General features: G+C 64.6%; 20 protein-coding genes. 12 read left to right on the plus strand and 8 right to left on the minus strand.

Annotation, left to right across the window (positions count from 1 at the left end; all coding sequences use genetic code 11):
* Positions 1-22: 22 nt before the first annotated feature.
* The 7 genes from ABV606_RS06025 (at position 23) to ABV606_RS06055 (ending at position 8,829) form a co-directional block, all read left to right on the plus strand.
* Positions 23-2,065 (plus strand): DUF6049 family protein, encoded by a 2,043-nt coding sequence (locus tag ABV606_RS06025; RefSeq protein WP_353988738.1) that lies wholly within the window; start codon positions 23-25, stop codon positions 2,063-2,065.
* Positions 2,058-3,713 carry a murein biosynthesis integral membrane protein MurJ gene (murJ, locus tag ABV606_RS06030; RefSeq protein ID WP_353988739.1) on the plus strand — a complete coding sequence of 552 codons (1,656 nt, stop codon included), beginning with the start codon at positions 2,058-2,060 and terminating at the stop codon, positions 3,711-3,713. The genes ABV606_RS06025 and murJ overlap by 8 nt, the downstream gene beginning before the upstream one ends.
* A gap of 254 nt (positions 3,714-3,967) precedes the next feature.
* The gene (locus tag ABV606_RS06035) at positions 3,968-4,972 is read left to right on the plus strand and encodes a fatty acid desaturase family protein (RefSeq protein WP_353988788.1); all 1,005 of its coding nucleotides are present in this window, start codon (positions 3,968-3,970) and stop codon (positions 4,970-4,972) included.
* 146 nt (positions 4,973-5,118) lie between these two features.
* Positions 5,119-6,063 carry a thioredoxin-disulfide reductase gene (gene trxB / locus ABV606_RS06040; protein ID WP_353988740.1) on the plus strand — a complete coding sequence of 315 codons (945 nt, stop codon included), beginning with the start codon at positions 5,119-5,121 and terminating at the stop codon, positions 6,061-6,063.
* A gap of 52 nt (positions 6,064-6,115) precedes the next feature.
* Positions 6,116-6,439 (plus strand): thioredoxin, encoded by a 324-nt coding sequence (gene trxA, locus ABV606_RS06045; protein ID WP_353988741.1) that lies wholly within the window; start codon positions 6,116-6,118, stop codon positions 6,437-6,439.
* A 113-nt stretch (positions 6,440-6,552) separates the two neighbouring features.
* Complete coding sequence (locus ABV606_RS06050) at positions 6,553-7,866, plus strand: PLP-dependent aminotransferase family protein (protein ID WP_353988742.1); 1,314 nt, start codon at positions 6,553-6,555, stop codon at positions 7,864-7,866.
* 6 nt (positions 7,867-7,872) lie between these two features.
* The gene (locus ABV606_RS06055) at positions 7,873-8,829 is read left to right on the plus strand and encodes a D-alanine--D-alanine ligase family protein (RefSeq protein WP_353987068.1); all 957 of its coding nucleotides are present in this window, start codon (positions 7,873-7,875) and stop codon (positions 8,827-8,829) included.
* Between the two features lie 154 nt (positions 8,830-8,983).
* Here ABV606_RS06055 and ABV606_RS06060 read toward each other — a convergent pair whose 3' ends face one another.
* The 8 genes from ABV606_RS06060 to rpmH all read right to left on the minus strand — a co-directional run bounded on the left by ABV606_RS06060 (position 8,984) and on the right by rpmH (position 15,225).
* Complete coding sequence (locus ABV606_RS06060; RefSeq protein WP_281488897.1) at positions 8,984-9,943, minus strand: ParB/RepB/Spo0J family partition protein; 960 nt, start codon at positions 9,941-9,943, stop codon at positions 8,984-8,986.
* Positions 9,936-10,838 carry a ParA family protein gene (locus ABV606_RS06065; protein WP_281488898.1) on the minus strand — a complete coding sequence of 301 codons (903 nt, stop codon included), beginning with the start codon at positions 10,836-10,838 and terminating at the stop codon, positions 9,936-9,938. The genes ABV606_RS06060 and ABV606_RS06065 overlap by 8 nt, the downstream gene beginning before the upstream one ends.
* Before the next feature lie 1,398 nt (positions 10,839-12,236).
* Positions 12,237-12,869 (minus strand): 16S rRNA (guanine(527)-N(7))-methyltransferase RsmG, encoded by a 633-nt coding sequence (gene rsmG / locus ABV606_RS06070; protein ID WP_353987069.1) that lies wholly within the window; start codon positions 12,867-12,869, stop codon positions 12,237-12,239.
* A gap of 5 nt (positions 12,870-12,874) precedes the next feature.
* Positions 12,875-13,432, minus strand: coding sequence for a protein jag (locus ABV606_RS06075; RefSeq protein WP_353987070.1), 558 nt, complete (start codon positions 13,430-13,432; stop codon positions 12,875-12,877).
* Positions 13,429-14,397, minus strand: coding sequence for a membrane protein insertase YidC (gene yidC, locus ABV606_RS06080; protein ID WP_281488901.1), 969 nt, complete (start codon positions 14,395-14,397; stop codon positions 13,429-13,431). The genes ABV606_RS06075 and yidC overlap by 4 nt, the downstream gene beginning before the upstream one ends.
* Positions 14,398-14,407: 10 nt before the next feature.
* Positions 14,408-14,719, minus strand: a complete 312-nt coding sequence (gene yidD, locus ABV606_RS06085) for a membrane protein insertion efficiency factor YidD (protein WP_422785378.1) — start codon at positions 14,717-14,719, stop codon at positions 14,408-14,410.
* 5 nt (positions 14,720-14,724) lie between these two features.
* Positions 14,725-15,078, minus strand: a complete 354-nt coding sequence (gene rnpA / locus ABV606_RS06090; protein WP_353987071.1) for a ribonuclease P protein component — start codon at positions 15,076-15,078, stop codon at positions 14,725-14,727.
* Between the two features lie 9 nt (positions 15,079-15,087).
* Entirely contained in the window at positions 15,088-15,225 is a 138-nt protein-coding gene (gene rpmH, locus ABV606_RS06095; protein WP_058724833.1) for a 50S ribosomal protein L34, read from the minus strand.
* Positions 15,226-15,528: 303 nt separating this feature from the next.
* Here rpmH and dnaA point away from each other — a divergent pair, with 303 nt between their 5' ends.
* From dnaA to gyrB, 5 genes are all read left to right on the plus strand, one after another.
* Positions 15,529-16,956, plus strand: a complete 1,428-nt coding sequence (dnaA, locus tag ABV606_RS06100; RefSeq protein WP_353987072.1) for a chromosomal replication initiator protein DnaA — start codon at positions 15,529-15,531, stop codon at positions 16,954-16,956.
* A 382-nt stretch (positions 16,957-17,338) separates the two neighbouring features.
* Complete coding sequence (dnaN, locus tag ABV606_RS06105; RefSeq protein ID WP_353988789.1) at positions 17,339-18,484, plus strand: DNA polymerase III subunit beta; 1,146 nt, start codon at positions 17,339-17,341, stop codon at positions 18,482-18,484.
* A complete protein-coding gene (gene recF / locus ABV606_RS06110) occupies positions 18,481-19,647 on the plus strand; it encodes a DNA replication/repair protein RecF (protein WP_353987073.1) in 1,167 nt (388 codons plus the stop codon). The genes dnaN and recF overlap by 4 nt, the downstream gene beginning before the upstream one ends.
* A gap of 71 nt (positions 19,648-19,718) precedes the next feature.
* Positions 19,719-20,198 carry a DUF721 domain-containing protein gene (locus ABV606_RS06115; RefSeq protein WP_422785379.1) on the plus strand — a complete coding sequence of 160 codons (480 nt, stop codon included), beginning with the start codon at positions 19,719-19,721 and terminating at the stop codon, positions 20,196-20,198.
* A gap of 90 nt (positions 20,199-20,288) precedes the next feature.
* A complete protein-coding gene (gene gyrB, locus ABV606_RS06120) occupies positions 20,289-22,250 on the plus strand; it encodes a DNA topoisomerase (ATP-hydrolyzing) subunit B (protein ID WP_281488907.1) in 1,962 nt (653 codons plus the stop codon).
* The last annotated feature ends 43 nt before the right edge of the window (positions 22,251-22,293 follow it).

Genomic DNA, 22,293 nt, shown 5'->3' on the forward strand with positions numbered 1-22,293 from the left:
AGAGCGGGGTCGGCCTGTGCCCTTGACGCTCCTGCGCGCCTTGCTCGCGCTTGTGGTGGGCCTGGCCGGCGTGCTCGTGCTCCCGTCGGCTTCGATCGCCGAAGAGGCCGCGTCGATCACGGTCACGGCCGCCCCCACAACGAGCGCACTGCTGCGACCGAGCGCCCCGCTTCGTGTCGATGTGGCGCTCACCAACCCCGGCTCGGCAGAGCTCGAGGCGGTGACGGTGGAGCTCCAACTGCAGCGTGAGCCCATCACCAACGCGGAGGCCCTCGACCAGTGGCTCACCGGTGAGGATTCAGCGCTGGATCGCGACCTCGACACGCTGACCGCCACCTCGCCGATCTCGATCGCTCCGCGATCCACGTCTCGGCTCGCAGTGGTGACCGAACCCGAGACGATCCTGCTCGACGAGGCTCGGCCGGGCGTGTACCCGGTCGCTGTGGTCGTCGCTTCGGCATCCGAGCGCATCTCGAGCACTCGCACCGCCATCGTGTGGAAGCCCGACGAGCTCGGGTCGCGGGTCGGCCTCTCGCTGGTCACCCCGATCACCATCCCGGAGCCGACCGGGGCGCTCCTGACCGCTGACGAACTGGCGCTGCTCACGTCGCCCGGCGGATTGCTGGCTGAGCGCCTCGACGCGATGGCGGGCCGGTCGGTGGCACTCGGCATCGATCCCATGGTCGCGGCGTCCATCAGGGCGCTCGGAACCCAGGCGCCCCAGTCGGCGACGGACTGGCTGCAGCGTCTCGAAGCGCTGACGAACGACACCTTCGCACTCATGTACGCGGATGCGGATGCCGCGGCGATGCTGCAGGCCGGGGTGCCGTTGCTGCAACCCACCGGCTTCGCCCTCGACCCCGCCAACTTCGGCACCGCCGAGCCGACCACCGAACCGGATCAGCCGACGGAGCCCGGCTCGCCCCCGGACAGCGGACAGGACACCCCGGCGCTGCCCACGACGGAGGAGCTGCTCTCGGTGCCCGCCAGCCTCGGCGCCGTCTGGTGGCCCGCTGCCGACACCGTCACGCCGAGCGACGCCCAGACGCTCACTGAGAGCGGCAGTGACCGCATCCTGCTCTCCTCTTCGAACGTCGAGGCCGTTGATCGCACCCCCGTCGCACGTATCGGTGGCGGCATTGCCCTCGTGAGCGACGACCGGATCACGTCGATGCTCGACACCACCCTCGAGGCCGGTACACCGGCGGAGTGGAACGAGTCAGCCGCGCACCTGGCAGCGGCGCTGGCGATCGAGGCCGGTTCGCGCACGAGCCCGGTGATCGCCGCGCTCGACCGCGAATCGTCGGCCGCGCCGCAGCGGCTCGCCGACACGCTGAACGTGCTCGCCGGTCTGCCCTGGGTGACTCCAACGGCGCTCAGCGCGGTGAACACGGGTGACAGCATCCCCAGCGCGAGCGTCGCCGAGCGACCCCAGAGCGCCGATCGCATCGCTGCGATCAGCGGCATGGTCGCCAGCGAGCGCCAGGTCGCCGCGTTCGCCACTGCCGCGGTCGACACCGCCGCGATCGTCGACGCCCGACGGCTCGCGCTGCTCGGAACGCTCAGCCAGTCATGGCGCATGAATGCGAGCGGCTGGGAGGCCGTCGTCGACCAGTTCATGGCGGAGAACCGCAGCATCGTCGATTCGGTCGAGGTGGTCGAGCGCGGCCAGATCCTCGTGCTCGCCGACCGCACCGAACTGCCGATCAATGTGCGGAACGAACTCGGCCAGGCCGTCGAAGTGGTGCTCGATGTGAGGGCCCTCACGGCGGGGCTCGCGGTCGAGCAGCAACGCACCGTGGTGGTGGTCGAACCGGCATCGACGCGCAATGTGCCGGTGCCGGTGCAGTCGATCGCGAACGGCGCTGTCATGGTCGAGCTCACGCTGACGTCGACCACGGGGGTGCCGCTGGGCTCGCCGGTGTTCGTGCGCGTCAACGTGCAGGCGGGCTGGGAGACCGCGGGCACCGTCATCGCGGCATCCGTCGTCGTGCTCGTGTTCATAATCGGAATCGCACGCACCGTGCTGAAGCGCCGACGAGCGACTGAGGAGGCCGATGACTGAGGCGGGCGGAGGGACCCCGAGCATTCGCCGGTCGAGCGCGCTGCTCGCGTCGGGCACGCTCGTGTCTCGCGTGCTCGGCTTCGTCAGCGCATTCCTGCTCGCGACGACGCTCGGCACGGTCGGCGACGGTGCCGACCTCTTCACGCTGGCGAACCAGCTGCCGAACAACATCTACGCGATCGTCGCCGGCGGCGTGCTCAGCGCGGTGCTGGTTCCGCAGATCGTGCGGGCCGGGCTGCACGCCGATGGGGGAGCGGCGTACGTCAACCGTTTGGTGACGCTGGGCCTTGTGATCTTCGCGGTGATCGGCGTGATCGCCACGCTCGCTGCGCCCCTGCTCGTGCGCCTCTACGCGCAGTCGGGCGAGGGCATGGGAGACGGACTCTCGCAGGCGCAGTTCGGGCTCGCGGTGGCGTTCGCGTACTGGTGCTTGCCGCAGGTCTTCTTCTACGCCCTGTACAGCCTGCTCGGCGAAGTGCTCAACGGCCGCAGCGTGTTCGGCCCGTTCACCTGGGCGCCGGTGCTCAACAACGTCGTGGCGATCACCGGCATCCTGCTGTTCGCCATGCTCTACGGCACCGCGCCCGACCACCAGTCGGTCGAGACCTGGACGACTGACCGCGTTGTGCTCATCAGCGGCAGCGCGACGCTCGGCGTGGCAGCCCAAGCGGTGGTGCTCTTCGCGTTCTGGAAAAGGGCCGGGCTGCGCTTTCGTCTCGACTTCCGCTGGCGCGGCGTTGGGCTGCGGCAGACGGGCAAGTCGGCCGCGTGGGTGTTCGGCATGATCCTCATCACGCAGTTGGCCGGCATCGTGCAAAGCAATGTGGCCTCACTGGCTGCCGGCACGGGCGAGGCATCTCTGGCGGTGCTTCGCTTCGCCTGGCTCATCTTCATGCTTCCCCACGGCATCGCGACGGTGTCGATCGTGACGGCGTACTTCACCCGCATGAGCACGCATGCGCGCGACGGCGACTTCGTCTCCCTGCGCGCGGATGTCGCGGCATCCCTTCGCACCACAGGGCTGATCATGGTGTTCTCGAGCCTTGGGCTCATCGCGATCGCCTACCCCTTCGCCGCCGTGTTCGGTGGCGGGTTCAAAGAGATCGAAGCGATGGCGCTCGTGCTTATCGCCTACCTGCTCGGGCTCGTGCCGTTCAGCATGCTGTTCGTGCTCCAGCGCACCTTCTATGCGTTGGAAGACACACGAACGCCGTTCCTCGTGCAGGCTGCGCAGGCCGTGGTCTTCGTGCTCGGGATGCTGGTGGTCGCACAGTTGCCGCTCGACCGCATCGCGATCGGTGTCGCCGTCACTGTCACGATCGCCGGAACGCTGCAGACCGCGCTCGCGTGGGTACTGCTGCGACGCAAGCTCGGCACCGGTGGCCAGAGCGGCACGATCGTGCGCGAGCATGTGCGCTACACGGTCGCGATGCTTCCCGCCGCTGCAGCCGGCGCGCTCATCGTCTGGCTGCTCGGCGGGTTCCAGGAAGGGGGATTCGCGGTCTCCGGCGTGTTCGAAGCCGGAGCCGTGATGGTGCTCGCCGGCACGGTCATGGCGCTCATCTACGCCGTTCTGCTCCTGCTCATGCGCAACCGCGAACTGCTCGAGTTCATGCGGCCCGTCGTCGCCCGCCTCCGTCGTCGCTAGGCGCTCTCGACAACGCGTACTTCACCCGCTCGCCGGCCGGGATTCGCCCGTCCGAAGCTTGCGACATCCTGTGGATGTCTCCCAACGCCTGCACATCCCGTAGCCACGGCGTCACGCTGGTGAGCAGGGACAAGGAGGTCAACGTGTCGAACCCGAGCCGAGGAATCCGCCGACACCCGAACCATCTCGAGCGCGGGGCAACGAGTAGGCCGTATGCCGGCAAGGGGAACAGCGACTTCACAGCCCTCGCCCAGATGATTCGAGAAGCAGGCTTGATGCGTCGCCGGTACGGCTACTACTGGACGAAGCTGATCGGCATCCCGCTCCTGATCATCGGCACCATCGTGGTATTCGTCATGATCGGCGACACCTGGTGGCAACTCCTCACTGCCGTTGTGTTCGGCATCCTCTTCGCGCAGGTCGCCTTTCTCGGCCATGACGCCGCGCACAGACAGATCTTCGTGTCTGGCAAGGCGAACGATTGGGCAAGTCTCATCATCGGCGACCTGTTCATCGGCATGAGCTACGGATGGTGGCGCCATAAGCACACGCGCCATCACGCCAACCCGAACAAAGTGGGTGAGGATCCGGACATCGAATTACCGGTCATCGCTGTGACTGCTGAGCGGGCCGGCAGGATCAAGAATCGGCTCATGCGGTGGGTCGTCGCCCACCAAGGCGCGTTCTTCTTCCCGATACTGCCGCTCGAGGGACTCTCGCTCCATGCGTCGAGCGTGCGGCGCGTCCTCGCTCGCGATCGGGTTGAGCGCCGTTGGGTCGAGATCACTCTCCTCGCGGTCAGACTGATCGGTTTCGGTGTTCTGGTCTTCCTGGTTCTGTCGCCGGGCGTGGCCGTCGCCTTCCTCGCGGTGCAACTCGGCGTGTTCGGCTTCTACATGGGCGCATCATTCGCGCCCAACCACAAGGGGATGCCTATCGTCAGCAAGGATGCGACGCTCGACTTCCTGCGTCGCCAGGTGCTGACGAGCCGCAATATCCGAGGGAGCCGGCTTCTCGACGTCGCGATGGGCGGATTGAACTATCAGATCGAGCACCACCTCTTCCCATCAATGCCGAGACCGCATCTACGAAGAGCTGCTCACATCGTCGCCGAGTATTGCCGCGAGCGAGGTATCCCGTACACGTCCGTCGGGTTGATCAGTTCGTACCGCACCGTCGTGGCGTACATCAATCGCGTGGGCCTTGGGGAACGGGACCCCTTCGAATGCCCACTTCTTGCGCAACGTCGAACCCTCTGACGCCCGACAGCACTCGCCTTCATCGACCTCGCCACGAGCCCACGGCCACCGCAGGCCGCTTCCGCGAGGCGACGCTTGCTCGGCTCTGCGGAATACCGCGCCGTTAGGATTCGTTGTACCGGTCACCAGTCAACGAAAGGTGCGCAGTGCGCCACGTCATCATCATCGGTTCAGGCCCCGCCGGGTACACCGCCGCCATCTATGCCGCCCGCGCCAATCTGGCACCCCTCGTCATCGCCAGCTCCGTCGAACCGGGCGGCGAACTCATGAAGACGACGGATGTCGAGAACTACCCCGGGTTCCCTGAGGGCATTCTCGGCCCCGACCTGATGGCCAAGTTCCAGGAGCAGGCTGAGCGGTTCGGCGCTGAGGTGATGTACGACGACGTCGTCTCGGTCGACTTGACGAGCGACGTGAAGTCGGTGACGGTCGCAAGCGGCGAGACCTACCAGGCTCACTCCGTGATCATCGCCACGGGCTCCGCGTACCGCAAGCTCGGCGTGCCCGGCGAAGACACCTTCAGCGGCACCGGAGTCTCGTGGTGCGCGACGTGCGACGGGTTCTTCTTCAAGGAGAAGACGATCGCGGTTGTCGGCGGCGGCGACTCCGCCATGGAAGAGGCGACCTTCCTCACGAAGTTCGCGAGCAAGGTCTACGTGATCCACCGCCGCGACTCGCTGCGTGCCTCGAAGACGATGCAGGACCGCGCGTTCGCCAATCCCAAGATCGAGTTCATCTGGAACAAGGAAGTCACTCGCGTGACCGGCGACGCGCTCATCAACGGCGTGGAGCTGCTCGACACCGTCGACGGCACGGTGTCGACGCTGCCGATCGAGGGGCTCTTCGTCGCGATCGGTGCAGACCCTCGCACGCACCTGGTGCACGGCCAGCTCGAATTGACGGATGCAGGCACCATCGCCGTCGAGGACCGCTCGAGCCGCACGAACCTCCCCGGCGTCTTCGCCGCGGGCGACGTCGTCGACCCGACCTACCGGCAGGCCGTCACGGCGGCCGGCTCAGGCACGGTCGCGGCTCTCGACGCGGAGCACTACCTCGCATCGATCGCCGACCGTCAGCCGGCGCAGGCGTAGCCATCCGGCATCCTGTGCTCGAACCACTAGTTGTGAACCGATAGGAGTGAACATGACCGCCAAGGCAGTGACCGACAGCTCGTTCCAGAGCGACGTGCTCGACGCCCAGAAGCCCGTGCTCGTCGACTTCTGGGCCGAGTGGTGCGGACCGTGCCGCATGGTCTCGCCGATCCTCGACCAGATCGCCGCAGAGCACGGCGAGAAGCTCGAGATCGTGAAGCTCAATGTCGACGAGAACCCGCAGACGGCCATGAAGTACCAGATCACCTCGATCCCCGCGCTCAAGGTGTTCCGCGGCGGTGAGGTGGTGAAGACGGTGATCGGCGCGAAGCCCAAGCATGCGCTCGAGGCCGACCTCGCCGAGTTCATCGGCTGAACGACGACCCTGACGCCGCTCAGCGCATCAGCGAACCCGCCCGGCTCCGGCCCGGGCGGGTTCGCTGATTCTGGCGGCGTATCCTGGTCTGCACGCGAAGAGAGTGGAAGCGCATGACGAAGCAGGGATCCCCCGGCGGGACCAACCTCGACCCCTGGTATGACAATTACGCCGACCGCACCGCCGGTCTGAGCGCCTCAGCGGTCCGAGCCCTCTTCGCCGTGGCCTCGCGCCCCGAGGTCGTGTCGTTGGCCGGTGGGATGCCGTACGTCTCGGCGCTTCCCGATGAACTGGTGACCGGCGCACTCGAACGCGTCATGCGCGACCAGGGTCCGGTCGCCCTGCAGTACGGCTCAGGCCAGGGAACACCGGAGGTGCGGGAGCACATCCTCGAGGTGATGCGCACCGAGGGCATTCGCGGCTCGATCGACGATGTCGTGGTCACCACCGGATCGCAGCAAGCGCTCGATCTGGTCAGCAAGATCTTCTTGAACCCAGGCGACGTCGTGCTCGCCGAAGCGCCCAGCTACGTCGGTGCGCTCGGGGTCTTCAAGTCGTACCAAGCGCAAGTGCGGCATGTGGGCATGGATGCCGAGGGCATGATTCCGGAACTGCTCCTGGAAGCGATCACCGCCCTCAAGGCCGAGGGCCGCAGAATCAAGCTCTTGTACTTGATCCCGAACTTCCAGAACCCTGCCGGGGTGACGCTGAGCTGGGAGCGCAGACTGCGGATCATCGAGATCGCGCGTGCCCACGGCATCCTCATCATCGAAGACAACCCGTACGGGCTGCTGTACTTCGATCAGCCGGCGCCGCACGCAATGCGCTCGGTCGAGGAGGAGGGGATCGTCTACCTCGGTTCGTTCTCCAAGACCTTTGCACCGGGATTCCGGGTCGGCTGGGCACTGGCCCCGCACGGGATCAAGGAGAAGCTCGTGCTTGCCAACGAGTCGGCGGTGCTCTCACCCAGCACCTTCTCGCAGAGCGTGATCACCGAGTACCTCAACGCGGCCGATTGGAAGGGCCAGATCGACACGTTCCGCGTGATGTACCGCGAGCGTCGCGATGCGATGCTCGAAGCGCTTGACGACTTCTTGCCCGAGATGAGCTGGACGGTACCCAATGGCGGCTTCTTCGTGTGGCTCACGCTTCCGGAGCACCTGGACTCGCAGTCGATGCTGCCCCGCGCGGTGAAAGAACTGGTCGCCTACACCCCAGGAACCGGGTTCTACGCAGACGGCAATGGGCGGCACAACATCCGCCTCTCGTTCTGCTACCCCAAGCCCGATTTCATCCGCGAAGGCGTGCGTCGGCTCTCGACGGTGATCAACGCCGAGCGCGCGCTGCTCGACACGTTCATGCAGTCGACGCCCGCAGTGATGCCCCTCGACCGCGGCGTTGTGAACCCGCCCGCCAACATCAACTGATCGCGCATGAATCGCAAGATTTCGAATGTACTCGTGCTCGCCGGCGGCATCTCGCATGAGCGCGATGTGTCGCTCCGGTCGGGCCGGCGCCTGGCGGACAGCCTCACCGCGCACGGATTCACGGTTCAATTGCGTGACCCGGATGCCTCGCTGCTGCCGTATCTGCACCGTAATCGCCCCGACGTAGTCTGGCCGGCCCTCCATGGCGCGAGCGGTGAAGACGGAACCCTCCGTGCTCTGCTGGAGATCACCGGGATCCCCTTCGTCGGTTCGACCGCTGATGCGACCCGGCTGGCATGGGAGAAGCCGATCGCGAAGACGCTCGCTGCGCGAGCCGGAGTGCGAACTCCAGCGTCGATCACCCTCACGCGAGACGCATTTCGTGAGTTAGGCGCGGTCGGGGTTCTCGAAACCATCGCCGAGCAGTTCGATGGTCCGCTCGTAGTGAAGCCGGCCCATGGCGGTTCAGCTCAGGGCGTCACAATCGTCGACGACAGCGCTGGTCTTCCGCGCGCCATGGTCGACGCCTACAACTATGGCGAGACCGCGTTGATCGAAGAGCGCATCGTCGGCACCGAGGTGGCGGTCTCGATTATCGACACCGGTGACGGACCGGTGGCGCTGCCGATGGTTGAGATCGTGCCGCGCGGTGGCGTCTACAGCTTCGAAGCCCGATACAACGCGGGGGAGACCCGCTTCTTCACGCCCGCGCGCGTCGACGAAACGGTCGCGCAGCGCACCGCGGATGCTGCACTGGTCGTTCACCGGGCACTGGGCCTGCGGCACATCTCCCGTGTCGACTTCATCATCGACGGCGTCGGCACTCCGTGGTTCCTTGAGGCCAACGTCTTGCCGGGTCTCACGGAGACGAGTCTGCTTCCGCTCGCTCTCGAAGCCGCCGGCCACGATCTGGGGTGGGTCTACACCGCACTCGCAGAGGCTGCGGTTCGAGACAACGGCTGATTTTCCCCGTTCGGATCACGCTCCGGGCTTGCTTCACGCGCCCGGACGCCGTGACAACGCACGGCCTTGGGTGTTAGATTCCCCGCTTGACCAGGGGTTTTCCGAACCGGGGTTGTCGTCGCGGAGCATCAATCACTCGCGATGACTGCCCGGACTAGTCAGCGATCGGGTTGCTGCCGTATCCAGGTTCCCCCAGTTCGCCAAGGATGCGATTGAGGTCTCCGATCGTCGCGAAGTCGATCGTGATGGTTCCCTTGGAGGCTCCGAGCGCCACCTTGACGCGTGTGTCGAGCCGGTCACCGAGGCGCTCGGCGATCTCATCCAAGTGACCCTGGCGGCCGCCGGCAACCGGGCGCGGCTTCCGAGTCTTGGTCTGCTTGGTTGCAGCCGCCTCGGCGGCGCGCACGGAGAGGTCTTCGTTGATGATCTTGTCGGCGAGGCGTTCCATCTCCGCCGGGTCGACAACCGACAGCACGGCGCGAGCGTGGCCGGCACTCAGTACTCCGGCGGCGACCTTCTGCTGCACACGCTCCGGCAAACGCAAGAGGCGGATGGTGTTGGTGATCTGTGGTCGCGATCGCCCGATGCGCTTCGCGAGCTCATCCTGCGTGATGTTGAAGTCGCTCAGGAGTTGCTGATATGCCGACGCTTCTTCAAGCGGGTTGAGCTGCGCGCGGTGCAGGTTCTCCAAGAGCGCGTCACGCAGCATCGCATCGTCGGCCGTGTCTTTGACGATGGCCGGGATCGTTGCGAGCCCGAGCGACTTCGTCGCCCGCAGCCGGCGCTCTCCCATGATGAGCTCGTACTGCGGCTCATTTGACGCCGCGCCCTTGATGGGTCGCACCACGATCGGTTGCAGCACGCCGAACTCGCGGATCGACACCCGCAGCTCCTCGAGTTCTTCTTCGCGGAACTCAGTGCGCGGCTGCTGGGCGTTCGGAACGATGTCGAGGGGATTCAGGTTCGCTAGCCGAGCCCCCGGTACCGCGACGAGGTCGTCCGCGGTTGGCGTTGGAGCGGACTGCGGGAAGAACACGTCGACCGGGCGGTCCGCCTGGTCGGCCGTAGGGATGAGTGCGCCAATGCCTCGACCGAGACCAGTTCTCTTAGCCATTCGTTCGTGCTCCACGGTTAGCGATTTCTGCAGCGGCTTCTCGGTACGAGACAGAGCCGGGGGAGTTGGGGTCGTAACTGATGACGCTTTGCCCATAACTGGGCGCCTCCGAGATCCGGACGGACCTGGGGATAACTGTGTTGAGAACCTCTTCCGGGAAGTGACTCCGAACATCGTCGGCTACTTGATTGGCGAGGTTGGTGCGCCCATCGAACATCGTCAAAACGATCGTGGATACGCGCAATTCCGGGTTCAAATGGCGCTCGATCAAACTGATGTTGTTCAGCAGTTGGCTGAGACCCTCGAGTGCGTAGTACTCGCACTGGATGGGGATAAGTACCTCTTTCGCCGCGACGAATGCGTTGATCGTGAGCAGTCCAAGCGAGGGTGGGCAGTCGATGAAGACGTAGTGGAACGGCTCTTCGGCCGCGTCAAGAAACCGGGTGAGTGCCCCGCGCAGCCGCTGCTCCCGAGCGACCATCGACACGAGCTCTATCTCCGCGCCGGCAAGGTGGATCGTGGAGGGCACGCAGAAGAGGTTGTCGGATTCCGGGCTCACCTGAACGACATCCCGGATCGCCTGGTCCTCAATGATGACGTCGTAGACGCTCGGTATGTCCGCCCGGCGGTCCACGCCGAGGGCCGTCGAGGCGTTTCCTTGTGGATCGAGGTCGATGACGAGCACGCGAGCGCCCGAGCGAGCGAGCGCGGCTGCCAGGTTCACCGTCGTGGTGGTCTTTCCAACGCCACCCTTTTGGTTGGCAACGGTCAAGACACGAGCCCGGGGAGGGAGAGGCAGTTCAAGTTCAGCCAAGGCCTGTCGGCGCTGATTCAGTTCCGCGAGCTGGCGCGCCAGAGGCGTCGAGTCGTCATACGAACTGCTCACCAAGCGCATTCACCCCTCGATGTTTCACGTGAAACGGGCCGCGGAAGTTTCACGTGAAACAGCGTTCGCGGGCCGACGCAACATGGACCAGACAACTGTAACGGCTGAACCTGGGGGAGCGGAGCCCGCTGCGCAGTGTCGATGCGATCTGATGCCCGGTGTTTCACGTGAAACTTCCCTGCGCCTCGGACGAATCGGTGCAGGGGAGTGCGATTCGGATCGTCCACGCAAGGTCGCGCCCGTTCGCGCCCGCTGGACCGCAAACCATAGTCTGGGATCTCTTTCCGGGCATTGACCAGGGGACGGCGGCTAGTCCGCAACGGAGAAGCAAGTCATCGAGAGGCTCCGCTGGCCAATCCTCACGAGCACACCGGCAGCCGATCAATCAGCGCGCTCGAGCCAGGCCGTGGGTGTTCTGCGATTGCGGCCACGTAGCAGCGGCGAATCTCCCGCACGGCGCTCGTCACCATCGCACACCTCTCACCGGTTTGGGATTCGCGCTGCCTGTCATCCATAAAGCCAGCACTACGATGCCCTGAGCGCTGAGCGCTGAACGCTGAGAGCCGGGCTGCGTGGCCGCTCACTGTTGCTGGAGGTCAAGAGGCGCCGCGCGGCGATCACATTCGCCGGTGACGGGTTGTGGGGCGCGGAGTATCGCTGCCACCCGGCGAAACAACGGCATCCTGCTGGCACCACGCGCGATTGGCGGCACTGACCACGACGCCAGACGCGTTTCACGTGAAACATCATTAGACACGGCGAATGACGCGACGAGAGCGTCCACGGAGCAGGATGTCCCGGGCGGGGGACAGGGCGGCGGCTGCAAGAAGTCAGTCTCACACCGCACCGCTCTTGTTTCACGTGAAACACGATCAGCGCCTGGTGGACTGGCAGATCGATCGCTGAACGACTTCCGGTACATGGAGTGGTGCGCAGCCGCGAGGCTTGTTGTCAGCTCGGCAGTCAGTTCACCGGCTCTCTTGTGGCAGGGTAGCCTGCACGCGCAGTCGCGCTCGAGCCGCGACCGAACAAGTAGGCACGGCGGCGGGGAGACCGGGCTCGGCGGATCGGCTACCGCGGACTCGATCGAACCGCTGCTTGGGCCAGCCCGTGTCGCGTTGATACACCCAAGTCAGGTGCCGACTCATCTCTGCGGAAGTCGGCATGTGCGGTCGTTGAGGCGCAGAGACGTGCAGAGAACACAGCGACGTTTCACGTGAAACCGATCCAGGCGCCTGCGGCCGACGCGACCGATTGACCCAGGACGCCCGCGCTCTCCCGACAGGAGATCGAAAACGAGCAAAGCAACCCTTCAGGGGCGAATCCGGCACCGGAGTGAGCAGAGTGCCGCGCGCGCATCCGGGGGACAGCTGGAACTGCGTGTTATTACCAGAACGGCGGGAGTGACTAGCCGACGGTCGCCCGGAACACCCGGGTGACCTCGGTGTCGTACTCCTCACCGAGCAAGAGCACTTCGATGTCGGAGAGACGCGCCTTGCGGATTGCCTTCGCAGCCGCGTCGATCTCTGCCTGCACGCGCTCGCCCTTCATGAACAAGAGCTGCCCGCCATCGCGGACCATCGGTGCGGTCCACGGGATCAGCTTGCTGAGCGCGCTGACAGCGCGGGCGGTCGCTTGGTCGACCTGTGCGTCAAGAACGACATCCTCAGCGCGCGCTCGCTGCACCGTCACGTTCTCGAGCCCAAGACGTTCAGCCTCCGCAGTGAGCCATTCGACTCTCCGCTCCATCGGTTCGATGAGGATGAATCGTGCGTCAGGGCGAGCGATCGCGAGCGGCAGCCCCGGAAGCCCGGCGCCGCTACCGACGTCGCTCACACGAGCGCCCGTCCAGATCAACGGCGCAACAAGCGCGCTGTTCACCACATGACGAGTCCACAGCCGGGGCAACTCCAGCGGTCCGATCAGACCGAGCTCCTCGCCGTACGTCGCGAGGTCGTGCGTGAACTGGCGAGCCAGTTCGATTCGGTCGCCGAACAGCTTCGCCGCAGCCGCCGGCTCCGCCTCGAGCTGTTCGGTCATGCTGGTCACGCTCGGCGAATCACGTTATGCCGGTCGCGGCCTTCGCCCTCAGACTCGGCCGAGTAGCCCCGCTCGCCGGCGAAGTCGTGCACGAGCTTGCGCTCGTAGCTCGACATCGGGGGGAGTGATGCGGACTCCGCGCCGCCCTCGATCCGCTGGATCGCGTGGTCGACTAGTCGTTGCAGCTCAGAAGCGCGGGCGTCGCGAGAACCGCCGATGTCGAGAATCAGCCTGGAGAACTCACCGGTACGAGCCTGCACTGCCAGCCGAGTGAGCTCCTGCAGCGCCTCGACCGTATCGGGTGACGACAACGACCGCACAGATTCCGGGTCCTCGGCCACGACACTCACATAGGTGCGGTCGCCGCGAACCTCGATCTCGATGTCACCATCCAAATCGGCGATGTCAAGCAGTTCCTCGATGTAGTCGGCAGCGATGTCGCCCTCATCGGTGCTGTCGCCGTCGAGTGCGTCGTCGTGGACAGCCTCCGCAGCGACCTCATCCTCGATCGGGGGCTGCTCAGCATCGGTCGAGTAGTCATGAGAATTGCTCGAATCAGTCATTTCTTCTTCTTCCCCGCCTGCTTCGCACGGTTCTTGCCGATGGGCTGCTCACGCTGGGTCCGTCGCGGTTCGTCGACGACGACGGTTCCTCCGTCGCCTCCGGCGATCTCCTCCTGCTCAGGCTGGCCACGACGCTGTCGCTTACGAGCCAACCGGGCCTCACGCGCGAGCGCGGCTTCACTGCCCGGAGTCGGCATGTTGCGAATCACGAGGAACTGCTGACCCATGGTCCAGAAGTTCGAGGTGAGCCAGTAGAACATCACGCCCAGCGGGAATGCGAAGCCCGAGAATGCGAACACCAAGGGAAGGATGTACAGCAGAATCCGCTGCTGCTTGTACATCGGGCTTTCCTTCATCTCCGGCGACTGGTTCTTCGCCATGATCTGAAGCTGGGTGATGAACTGGGAGGCGCTCATCACGACGATCATCACGATCGCGACCCACACCACGTGGCCGTTGGACGCGGTCGACATGCTGTCGCGCAGGGGAGCGCCGAGGAACGTGGATGCCGCGAACTGCTGCGCGAGATCGAGGTTCAGCAGGCCGACGCCGGCCTTGTTGTGCGTCGCATCATTCAGCACCGAGAACAGGCCGAAGAAGATCGGCATCTGAAGCAGCAGCGGCAGACAGGAGCTCAGCGGGTTCGTGCCGGCCTTCTGATAGAGCGCCATCGTCTCACGCGACATCGCTTCGCGAGAGAACTGGTCCTTCTTGCCCTTGTACTTGTCCTGGATCTTCTTGAGTTGCGGGGCGACTTCAAGCATCCGGCGCTGTGACTTGATCTGTCGCACGAATACCGGGATGAGCAGGGCGCGAACGACGAGCACGAGGCCGACGATCGCGAACACCCAGGTGATGCCCGCCGCCGGGTCCATACCGATCTGCGTGAATGCCCAATGGAACGCGACGAGGATGGCCTCGATCACCCACTTGATCGGCCACAGGATCGTGCCAATGATGTCCATGAGTTGAGAGTCAGCCCTTTCCTTGGCCCATCGTGGAGACGAAACCGAATCGCGTCACGCGATACCGCTGCACAGCGCGGGTCGGCACATCGTCGATGCCCCCGGCTGCCCACGGGTGACAGCGCAGAATCCGGCGAGCTCCGAGGAAGCATCCCTTGAGCACGCCGTGCTGCTGGATCGCTTGCAGAGTGTACGCGGAGCAACTGGGGTAGTACCTGCACACATCGCCATACAGCGGAGAGATGATCCGCCGATAGACGATCAGGATGCCGATGCAGACGTTCCGCGGCAGCAACCACACGAAGCGAGCTGCGCGACTCAAACCACTCATGTCGACGCCACCATGCGATCCACCGCTCGATCGAAGCCCTTCGTCACCTCGTCGTGAAGGGTCTGCCAGTCGAGCGCATCGATGCCCGGGAGTGCCCGGATCACCACATCGGTGCCAGTCGGACGAGCGACCAGCAGTTCACGCGCGATCGCTCGGAGCCGACGCCGCACGCGGTTGCGGACGACAGCCACGCCGACCGCCTTCGACACGATGAAGCCGAAACGCGTTGGCGCAGCATCCTGGCGCGGGAACAGATAGAGCACGGCATGTGCCGTGCTCATCCGACGGCCGCGACGCACCGCTACGCGGAATTCGTCGGGCCTGATCACCCGGTTCGCTCGTGCGAGCACCGGCTGCTGTTACGCCGAGAGTTCGGTGCGGCCCTTTGCGCGGCGGGCAGCGAGGATGGCGCGGCCGGCACGGGTGCGCATGCGAGCGCGGAAGCCATGCTTCTTGGCGCGACGACGGTTGTTCGGCTGGAAGGTTCTCTTGCTCATAGTTCTATCTCCGCTGCCCAGCACGAACTGCCGGGGAAGTGTGTGGATCGCCGGAAATCGGCAGAAGTCAACTGATTAAAAGTACGGCCTCTTCGCCGAGCGGTCAAACCGCGGGAGAACACACCATTATCCACATCGGGATAACTCAGGGTTGGTAACGACATACCAGCGCGAACTAAGGTTGTTCGAGCCCCGGATCCATGCCCTATTTCGAGGGATAGCCGAACTCCGCGGCGATCGACACAGTGGATAACCCTGTGCATAACATTCGTGGGAATTCCTATTCCGAGATTGCGGGGAACGATGGAGCAAGCGCCGGATCCGACGCGGGAACTCTGGCAGTCGGTGCTGCAGACGCTTGCGCGCGATGATCGGATCACCCCACAGCTGCACGGCTTCATCAACCTGGTCGAGCCCAAGGGCGTGCTCGGTGACACCTTGTATCTCGAGGTGCCCAACGATCTGACACGCGGCATGCTCGAGCAGCGCATCAGAGGGTCGCTGCTGTCAGCGCTCGGCGACGTCGAGTCGCCCAAGATCTCGCATTTCGCGATCGTCGTGAATCCGGACATTCAACCGGAGAGCTTCGACGAGCCTGCCGGCACCGCCCCCGCGCCGCCCTACGAGCAGGCGCCCGCTCCAACCGCAACTGCCGCAGTCGACCCGGGACTCACCGGGAAGCGGACGGACACCCGGCTGAATCCGAAGTACAGCTTCGACAACTTCGTCATCGGAGGCTCGAACCGATTCGCGCACGCTGCGGCGGTCGCAGTCGCCGAGGCTCCGGCGAAGGCATACAACCCCCTCTTCGTATACGGAGAGTCGGGGCTCGGCAAGACCCACTTGCTCCACGCGATCGGGCACTACGCGATCAGCATGTATCCGGGCATCCGGGTGCGATACGTGTCGAGCGAGGAGTTCACGAACGACTTCATCAACTCGATCGCGAACAACCGGGCGAGCGAGTTCCAATCGCGCTATCGCGAGATCGACATCCTCCTCATCGACGACATTCAGTTCCTCCAGGGCAAGGCCGAGACTCAAGAAGCGTTCTTCCACACCTTCAACACGCTCCACGATCACAACAAGCAGGTCGTGATCACCAGCGATCTGCCCCCGAAGCACCTGACCGGCTTCGAAGACCGGATGCGGTCGCGCTTCGAATGGGGCCTCATCACCGACGTGCAGGCACCCGACCTCGAGACGCGCATCGCGATCCTCCGCAAGAAGGCGCAGAACGACAAGCTGCAGGTGCCGGACGACATCCTCGAGTTCATGGCGTCGAAGGTGTCGTCGAACATCCGCGAGCTCGAGGGCACGCTCATCCGGGTGACGGCGTTCGCGAACCTCAACCGCACGCCGGTCGACATGCAGTTGGTGCAGACGGTGCTGAAGGACCTCATCACCCTCGACGAAGACAACGTCATCGCGCCGGTCGACATCATCAATCACACGGCCGCCTACTTCAAGCTCACCGTCGACGACCTCTACGGCTCTTCTCGATCGCAGGCAATCGCGACGGCGAGGCAGATCGCCATGTATCTCTGTCGCGAGATGACCAACCTGTCGCTCCCCAAGATCGGGCAGCTCTTCGGCAACCGCGACCACACGACGGTGATGTACGCGAACAAGAAGATCAGCGAGCTGATGAAGGAACGGCGCTCGATCTACAACCAGGTGACCGAGCTCACCAGCCGCATCAAGCAGAACCACCGCTTCAACAGGGCCTGACCTTCAACCACAACTCCAACTTTTCCACTTGTGGAAAGTCTTGTGGACAACTGTGCAAAACGCCGGGCCTCGGTGTTGAGAACGATCGCAGCAGTGTGGATGCCGACACTGGGGCCCGAGACGTTCACCAGCTGAGTCGGTCTTAACGCCAACATGCGGCTCACAAGTTACAACCTTGTGGTTCCTAGTGTTTTTGCGGTGTTAACAGGGTTATCCACACTGTGCACAGCGGTTAAGACGGTTAAACCGATTAATAAATGACAACTTCTCCGGCCGATAACCTTAGGTTTCCGAAGCGCGGAGTCAAGCGGATCCGGCCCGCGAAGCGCGTGTGCCAGTATTAACCGCCAATGCCCGACTTCTTGCGACAGGGGTGACATCTGTGAAGTTCCAGGTCAATCGCGATGTGTTCAGTGAGGCTGTCTCCTTCGCGGTGAAGCTCCTGCCACAGCGCACGACCCTGCCGATCCTCAGCGGTGTGCTCATCGATGCGAATGACGACGGCCTCACTCTGTCGACCTTCGACTACGAGGTGTCCGCACGCACGAAGATCGATGCAGATGTCAGCGAACCCGGTCAGGTGCTGGTCTCCGGGCGTCTTCTCGCCGAGATCGCGAGCCGGCTGCCCAACGCGCCCGTGAACTTCAGCACCGAGTCGGGCCGCATCGTCGTCACGTGCGGAAGCGCCAACTTCACCCTGCTGAGCATGCCGGTCGAGGAGTACCCGACCCTTCCGCAGGTGGAGGGCACGTCTGGCGTCATCCCGGGCGAACGATTCGCCGAGGCCGTATCGCAGGTCGCGGTTGCCGCCTCGCGCGATGATGTGACGCCCGTGATCACGGGTGTGCAACTCGAGGCTTCCGAGACGAACCTGTCGCTCGTCGCCACCGACCGATACCGCGTCGCGATCCGCGACATCGACTGGGACGGCGGGGATGCGCCGGCCGAGACGGTGCAGGCTCTGGTTCCCGCTCGCATCATCGCCGAGATCGGGAAGACCTTCGGGCACAGCGCCCAGATCCAGGTCACGATCACCAACGCCGACGACCGCGAAGTCATCGCGTTCAGCGCCGGCGACAAGACCGTCACTTCGTTGCTGATCAAGGGCAATTTCCCGCCGGTGCGTCGGCTCTTCCCGGAAACGGTTGAGAACTACGCGGTCATGAACACCGCCGACCTCATCGAGGCGACCCGTCGTGTCTCTCTGGTGCTCGAGCGCGAGGCCGCGCTCCGGTTCTCATTCAGCGCTGAGGGCGTGAAGCTCGAGGCCATCGGCTCGGAGCACGCGCAGGCATCCGAGCAGATCGATGCGCATTTGGTCGGGGATGACACGGTCGTCTCGCTCAAGCCGTCGTTCCTGCTCGACGGACTCGGCGCCGTGCATTCGGAATTCGTGCGCATCTCGTTCACCAAGACCGACAATCCGAACAAGCCGGGTCCGGTGCTCATCACGAGCCAGACGTCGCGCGACGAGCCCGGCGCTGACAACTACAAGTACCTGTTGCAGCCCAACCTGCTCTTGCGGTGATCGTTCGGCACCTCTCACTGGTTGACTTCCGGAACTACGAGACCGCGGAAGTCGAACTGCATCCGGGCGCCAACCTCTTCGTCGGGCGCAATGGCCAGGGCAAGACCAACCTCGTCGAGTCGATCGGCTACCTCAGCACGCTCTCATCGCACCGGGTGCCGTCCGATCAGGCGATGATCAGAAGCGGGGCGGATGCCGCGATCATCAGGGCGCGTCTGCAGCACGGCGACCGCCAGCTACTTGTTGAAGCGCAGCTGAACCGTAGCGGTCCGAACCGCGCGCAGGTCAACCGCGGAGCGGTCAAGCCCAGAGAACTGTCGCGATACGTGTCGAGCGTGCTGTTCGCTCCAGAGGATCTGGCATTGGTGCGTGGCGAGCCGAGCGGCCGGCGCCGTTTCCTCGACGGAGTGCTCGTGCAGCGGAACCCGCGGCTGTCGGGTGTGCTCTCGGACTACGAGCGCTCACTCCGCCAGCGCAACATGTTGCTCAAGTCGGCGCGCGCGTCGGGACTGAAGAATGCTCCGCTCAGCACGCTCGACATCTGGGACGAGAGAGTGATCGAGTTCGGCAGCGAGCTGATGGCGGCGAGAAGTGAGCTCGTCGCCGAGCTCGAACCTCACACCCGGCTCGCGTATGCAGCGATCGCGGGCGATTCCCACGACGCGACGCTGAGCATGCAGTTCAGCGTGCTCGACTCGGCGCGCGACGATGACGAGGGCCTGCACGAGGAGGCTGTGCGACACGGGGCGATCGACCGTGCGCTGGCCGCGAGCTGGTTCTCAGAGGCGCTCGAACGATCGCGGCGCCAGGAACTCGAACGAGCGATCACGCTTGTCGGCCCGCACCGCGATGACCTCGTGCTCACCTTGAACGGACTTCCGGCGCGGGGCTATGCCAGTCACGGCGAGTCCTGGTCATTCGCACTGGCGCTCAAGCTCGCCACGGCCGAAGTGCTCAGGCAGCACTCCACCGCGGGTGACCCGATCATCGTCCTCGATGATGTGTTCGCCGAACTCGATGCTTCGCGGCGAGAGCGCCTCACCGAAGCGATCGAAGGCTATGAGCAGGTGCTCATCACGGCAGCGGTATTCGACGATGTGCCGGCGCCGCTCGCTGCCCACACTGTGCACATCGACTCGGGCAGGATCGTCGAGGCGTCATGACCGATCGACGCTCACCGGAAGATCGGCATTCAACGGATGCCGAGGGTGCCGGCGTGTCGGAAGACGGCGCCATGTCGGAGGCCCGCCGCGCATACCTGCGGTTCAAGCGCGTGTTCGGCGACGGCTCGAAGACGAGCCGCGATGGCCGCCGTCGTGAACGGCGGTCGAAGGAACCGTCGCAGCCCTTCGGGCCCGGCCGTGATCCGCGAGGGGTCGGCGATGTGCTCGATAGCGTCACAGCCGAGCTCGGATGGTCGGCACCGCTGGCTGAGTCGCGCCTGTTCCTCGAATGGGCGGAACTGGTCGGCTCGGAGACCGCCGAGCACTCGGAGCCGGTCGGCATCCACGAGGGAATGTTGACGGTGCGGTGCGACTCGACGGCTTGGGCCACGCAGCTCCGGTTGATGCGCAGCCAGATCACCACGAGGATCGCTGAGGAGTACCCGGACGCGGGCATCAGCGACATCCGGTTTCAAGGGCCGAACGCCCCCACCTGGAAACGCGGTCGCAGAGCAATCCCAGGGCGCGGTCCGCGCGATACTTACGGGTGACAAGACAAAACAGGTGCCGGGGGCGAGAAAATCGCTCACAGGGGGCGTCTACGCCCTATTTCCACAGCGTTCGACGGTAGAATGTGTGAAATGGCTGACAAGACTCCCGAAGACAACTACGGCGCGAATGCGATTCAGGTCCTCGAGGGTCTTGAAGCGGTACGCAAGCGCCCCGGAATGTACATCGGTTCCACCGGACCGCGTGGCCTGCATCACCTCGTGTATGAGATCGTCGACAACTCCGTCGACGAAGCACTCGCCGGGTACTGCGACACCATCGATGTGACCATTCTCGCCGACGGGGGAGTGCGCGTCGATGACAACGGGCGCGGCATCCCGGTCGACATGCATCCCGTCGAGAAGAAGTCCACTGTCGAGGTGGTGCTCACCATCCTGCACGCCGGCGGAAAGTTCGGCGGCGGCGGATACGCCGTGTCGGGCGGCCTCCATGGCGTCGGCAGTTCCGTGGTGAACGCGCTGTCGCGTCAACTCGATGTGGAGGTGAAGCGGCAGGGATTCGTCTGGCGGCAGGAATTCCGAGACGGAGTGCCACAGGCGCCGCTCGCACAGGGCGAGCCCTCCGAGGAGACCGGCACCAGCATCACCTTCTGGCCGAACGGCGAGATCTTCGAGACGACCGAGTTCGACTACGAGACGCTCCGAACCCGCTTCCAGCAGATGGCCTTCCTGAACAAGGGGCTCCGCATCAACCTGACCGACAAGCGAGTCGAGTCGGATGCCGATGAGCCGCGCCGCGAGGAGTTCCTCTACGAGAACGGCCTCGTCGACTACGTCACCCACCTGAACTCGACCCGCAAGGTCGAGGTCGTGCATCCCGACATCATCTCGTTCGAGATGGAGGACAAGGAGCGCCGCATCGCACTGGAGGTCGCGATGCAGTGGACCACCTCATATCAGGAGAGCGTGCACACCTTCGCGAACACCATCAACACGCATGAGGGCGGCACGCACGAGGAGGGCTTCCGCGCGGCGCTCACCACGCTGGTGAACAAGTACGCGCGCGAGAAGGGGATCCTCAAGGAGAAGGACGAGAACCTCTCCGGCGACGACGTGCGTGAAGGACTCACCGCCGTGATCTCCGTCAAGCTCGGCGAACCGCAGTTCGAGGGCCAGACGAAGACCAAGCTCGGGAACACCGAAGCGAAGTCGTACGTGCAGCGCATCACCGGCGACCAGCTCGGCGACTGGTTCGATCGCAATCCGGTGCAGGCCAAGGAAGTGATCCGCAAGGCGTTGCAGGCCGCCGCCGCGCGAATCGCCGCCCGTAAGGCGCGCGAGCAGACCAGGCGAAAGGGCTTGCTCGAGGGCGGCGGCATGCCGGGCAAGTTGAAGGACTGCCAGTCGAAGGATCCCTCGATCAGTGAGATCTTCATCGTGGAGGGCGACTCGGCCGGCGGTTCGGCCGTCCAGGGCCGCGACCCCGAGACCCAGGCGATCCTGCCGCTTCGCGGCAAGATCCTGAACGTCGAGAAGGCACGCCTCGACCGTGCCCTCAACAACGCTGAGATCCAAGCGATGATCACCGCCTTCGGAACGGGCATCGGCGAGGACTTCGACGGCAACAAGGTTCGCTACCACAAGATCGTGCTGATGGCCGATGCCGACGTCGATGGCCAGCACATCACGACCCTGCTGCTTACGCTGCTCTTCCGGTACATGCGCCCGCTCATCGAACTCGGCTACGTCTACCTGGCGCAGCCTCCGCTGTACCGCTTGAAGTGGTCGAACTCCGATCACGAATACGTGTACAGCGACCGCGAGCGCGACGCGTTGCTCGCGGAGGGCCTCGCCTCCGGCAAGCGGATCCCGAAGGACAACGGCATCCAGCGGTACAAGGGTCTCGGTGAGATGGACTACCGCGAGCTGTGGGAGACCACGATGAACCCCGACACCCGCACGCTGCTGCAGGTGACGCTCGACGACGCGGCAGCGGCCGACGCGATCTTCGCCACCCTCATGGGCGAAGACGTCGAGTCGCGCCGCCAGTTCATCCAGCAGAACGCGAAGGACGTGCGCTTCCTCGACATCTGAGGCAGCCGATCCCAGACCTGCGTTCTGGGCGACTGAACAGCGC

The sequence above is a fragment of the Ruicaihuangia caeni genome (assembly GCF_040536845.1).
Taxonomy (GTDB): Bacteria; Actinomycetota; Actinomycetes; order Actinomycetales; family Microbacteriaceae; genus Ruicaihuangia; species Ruicaihuangia caeni.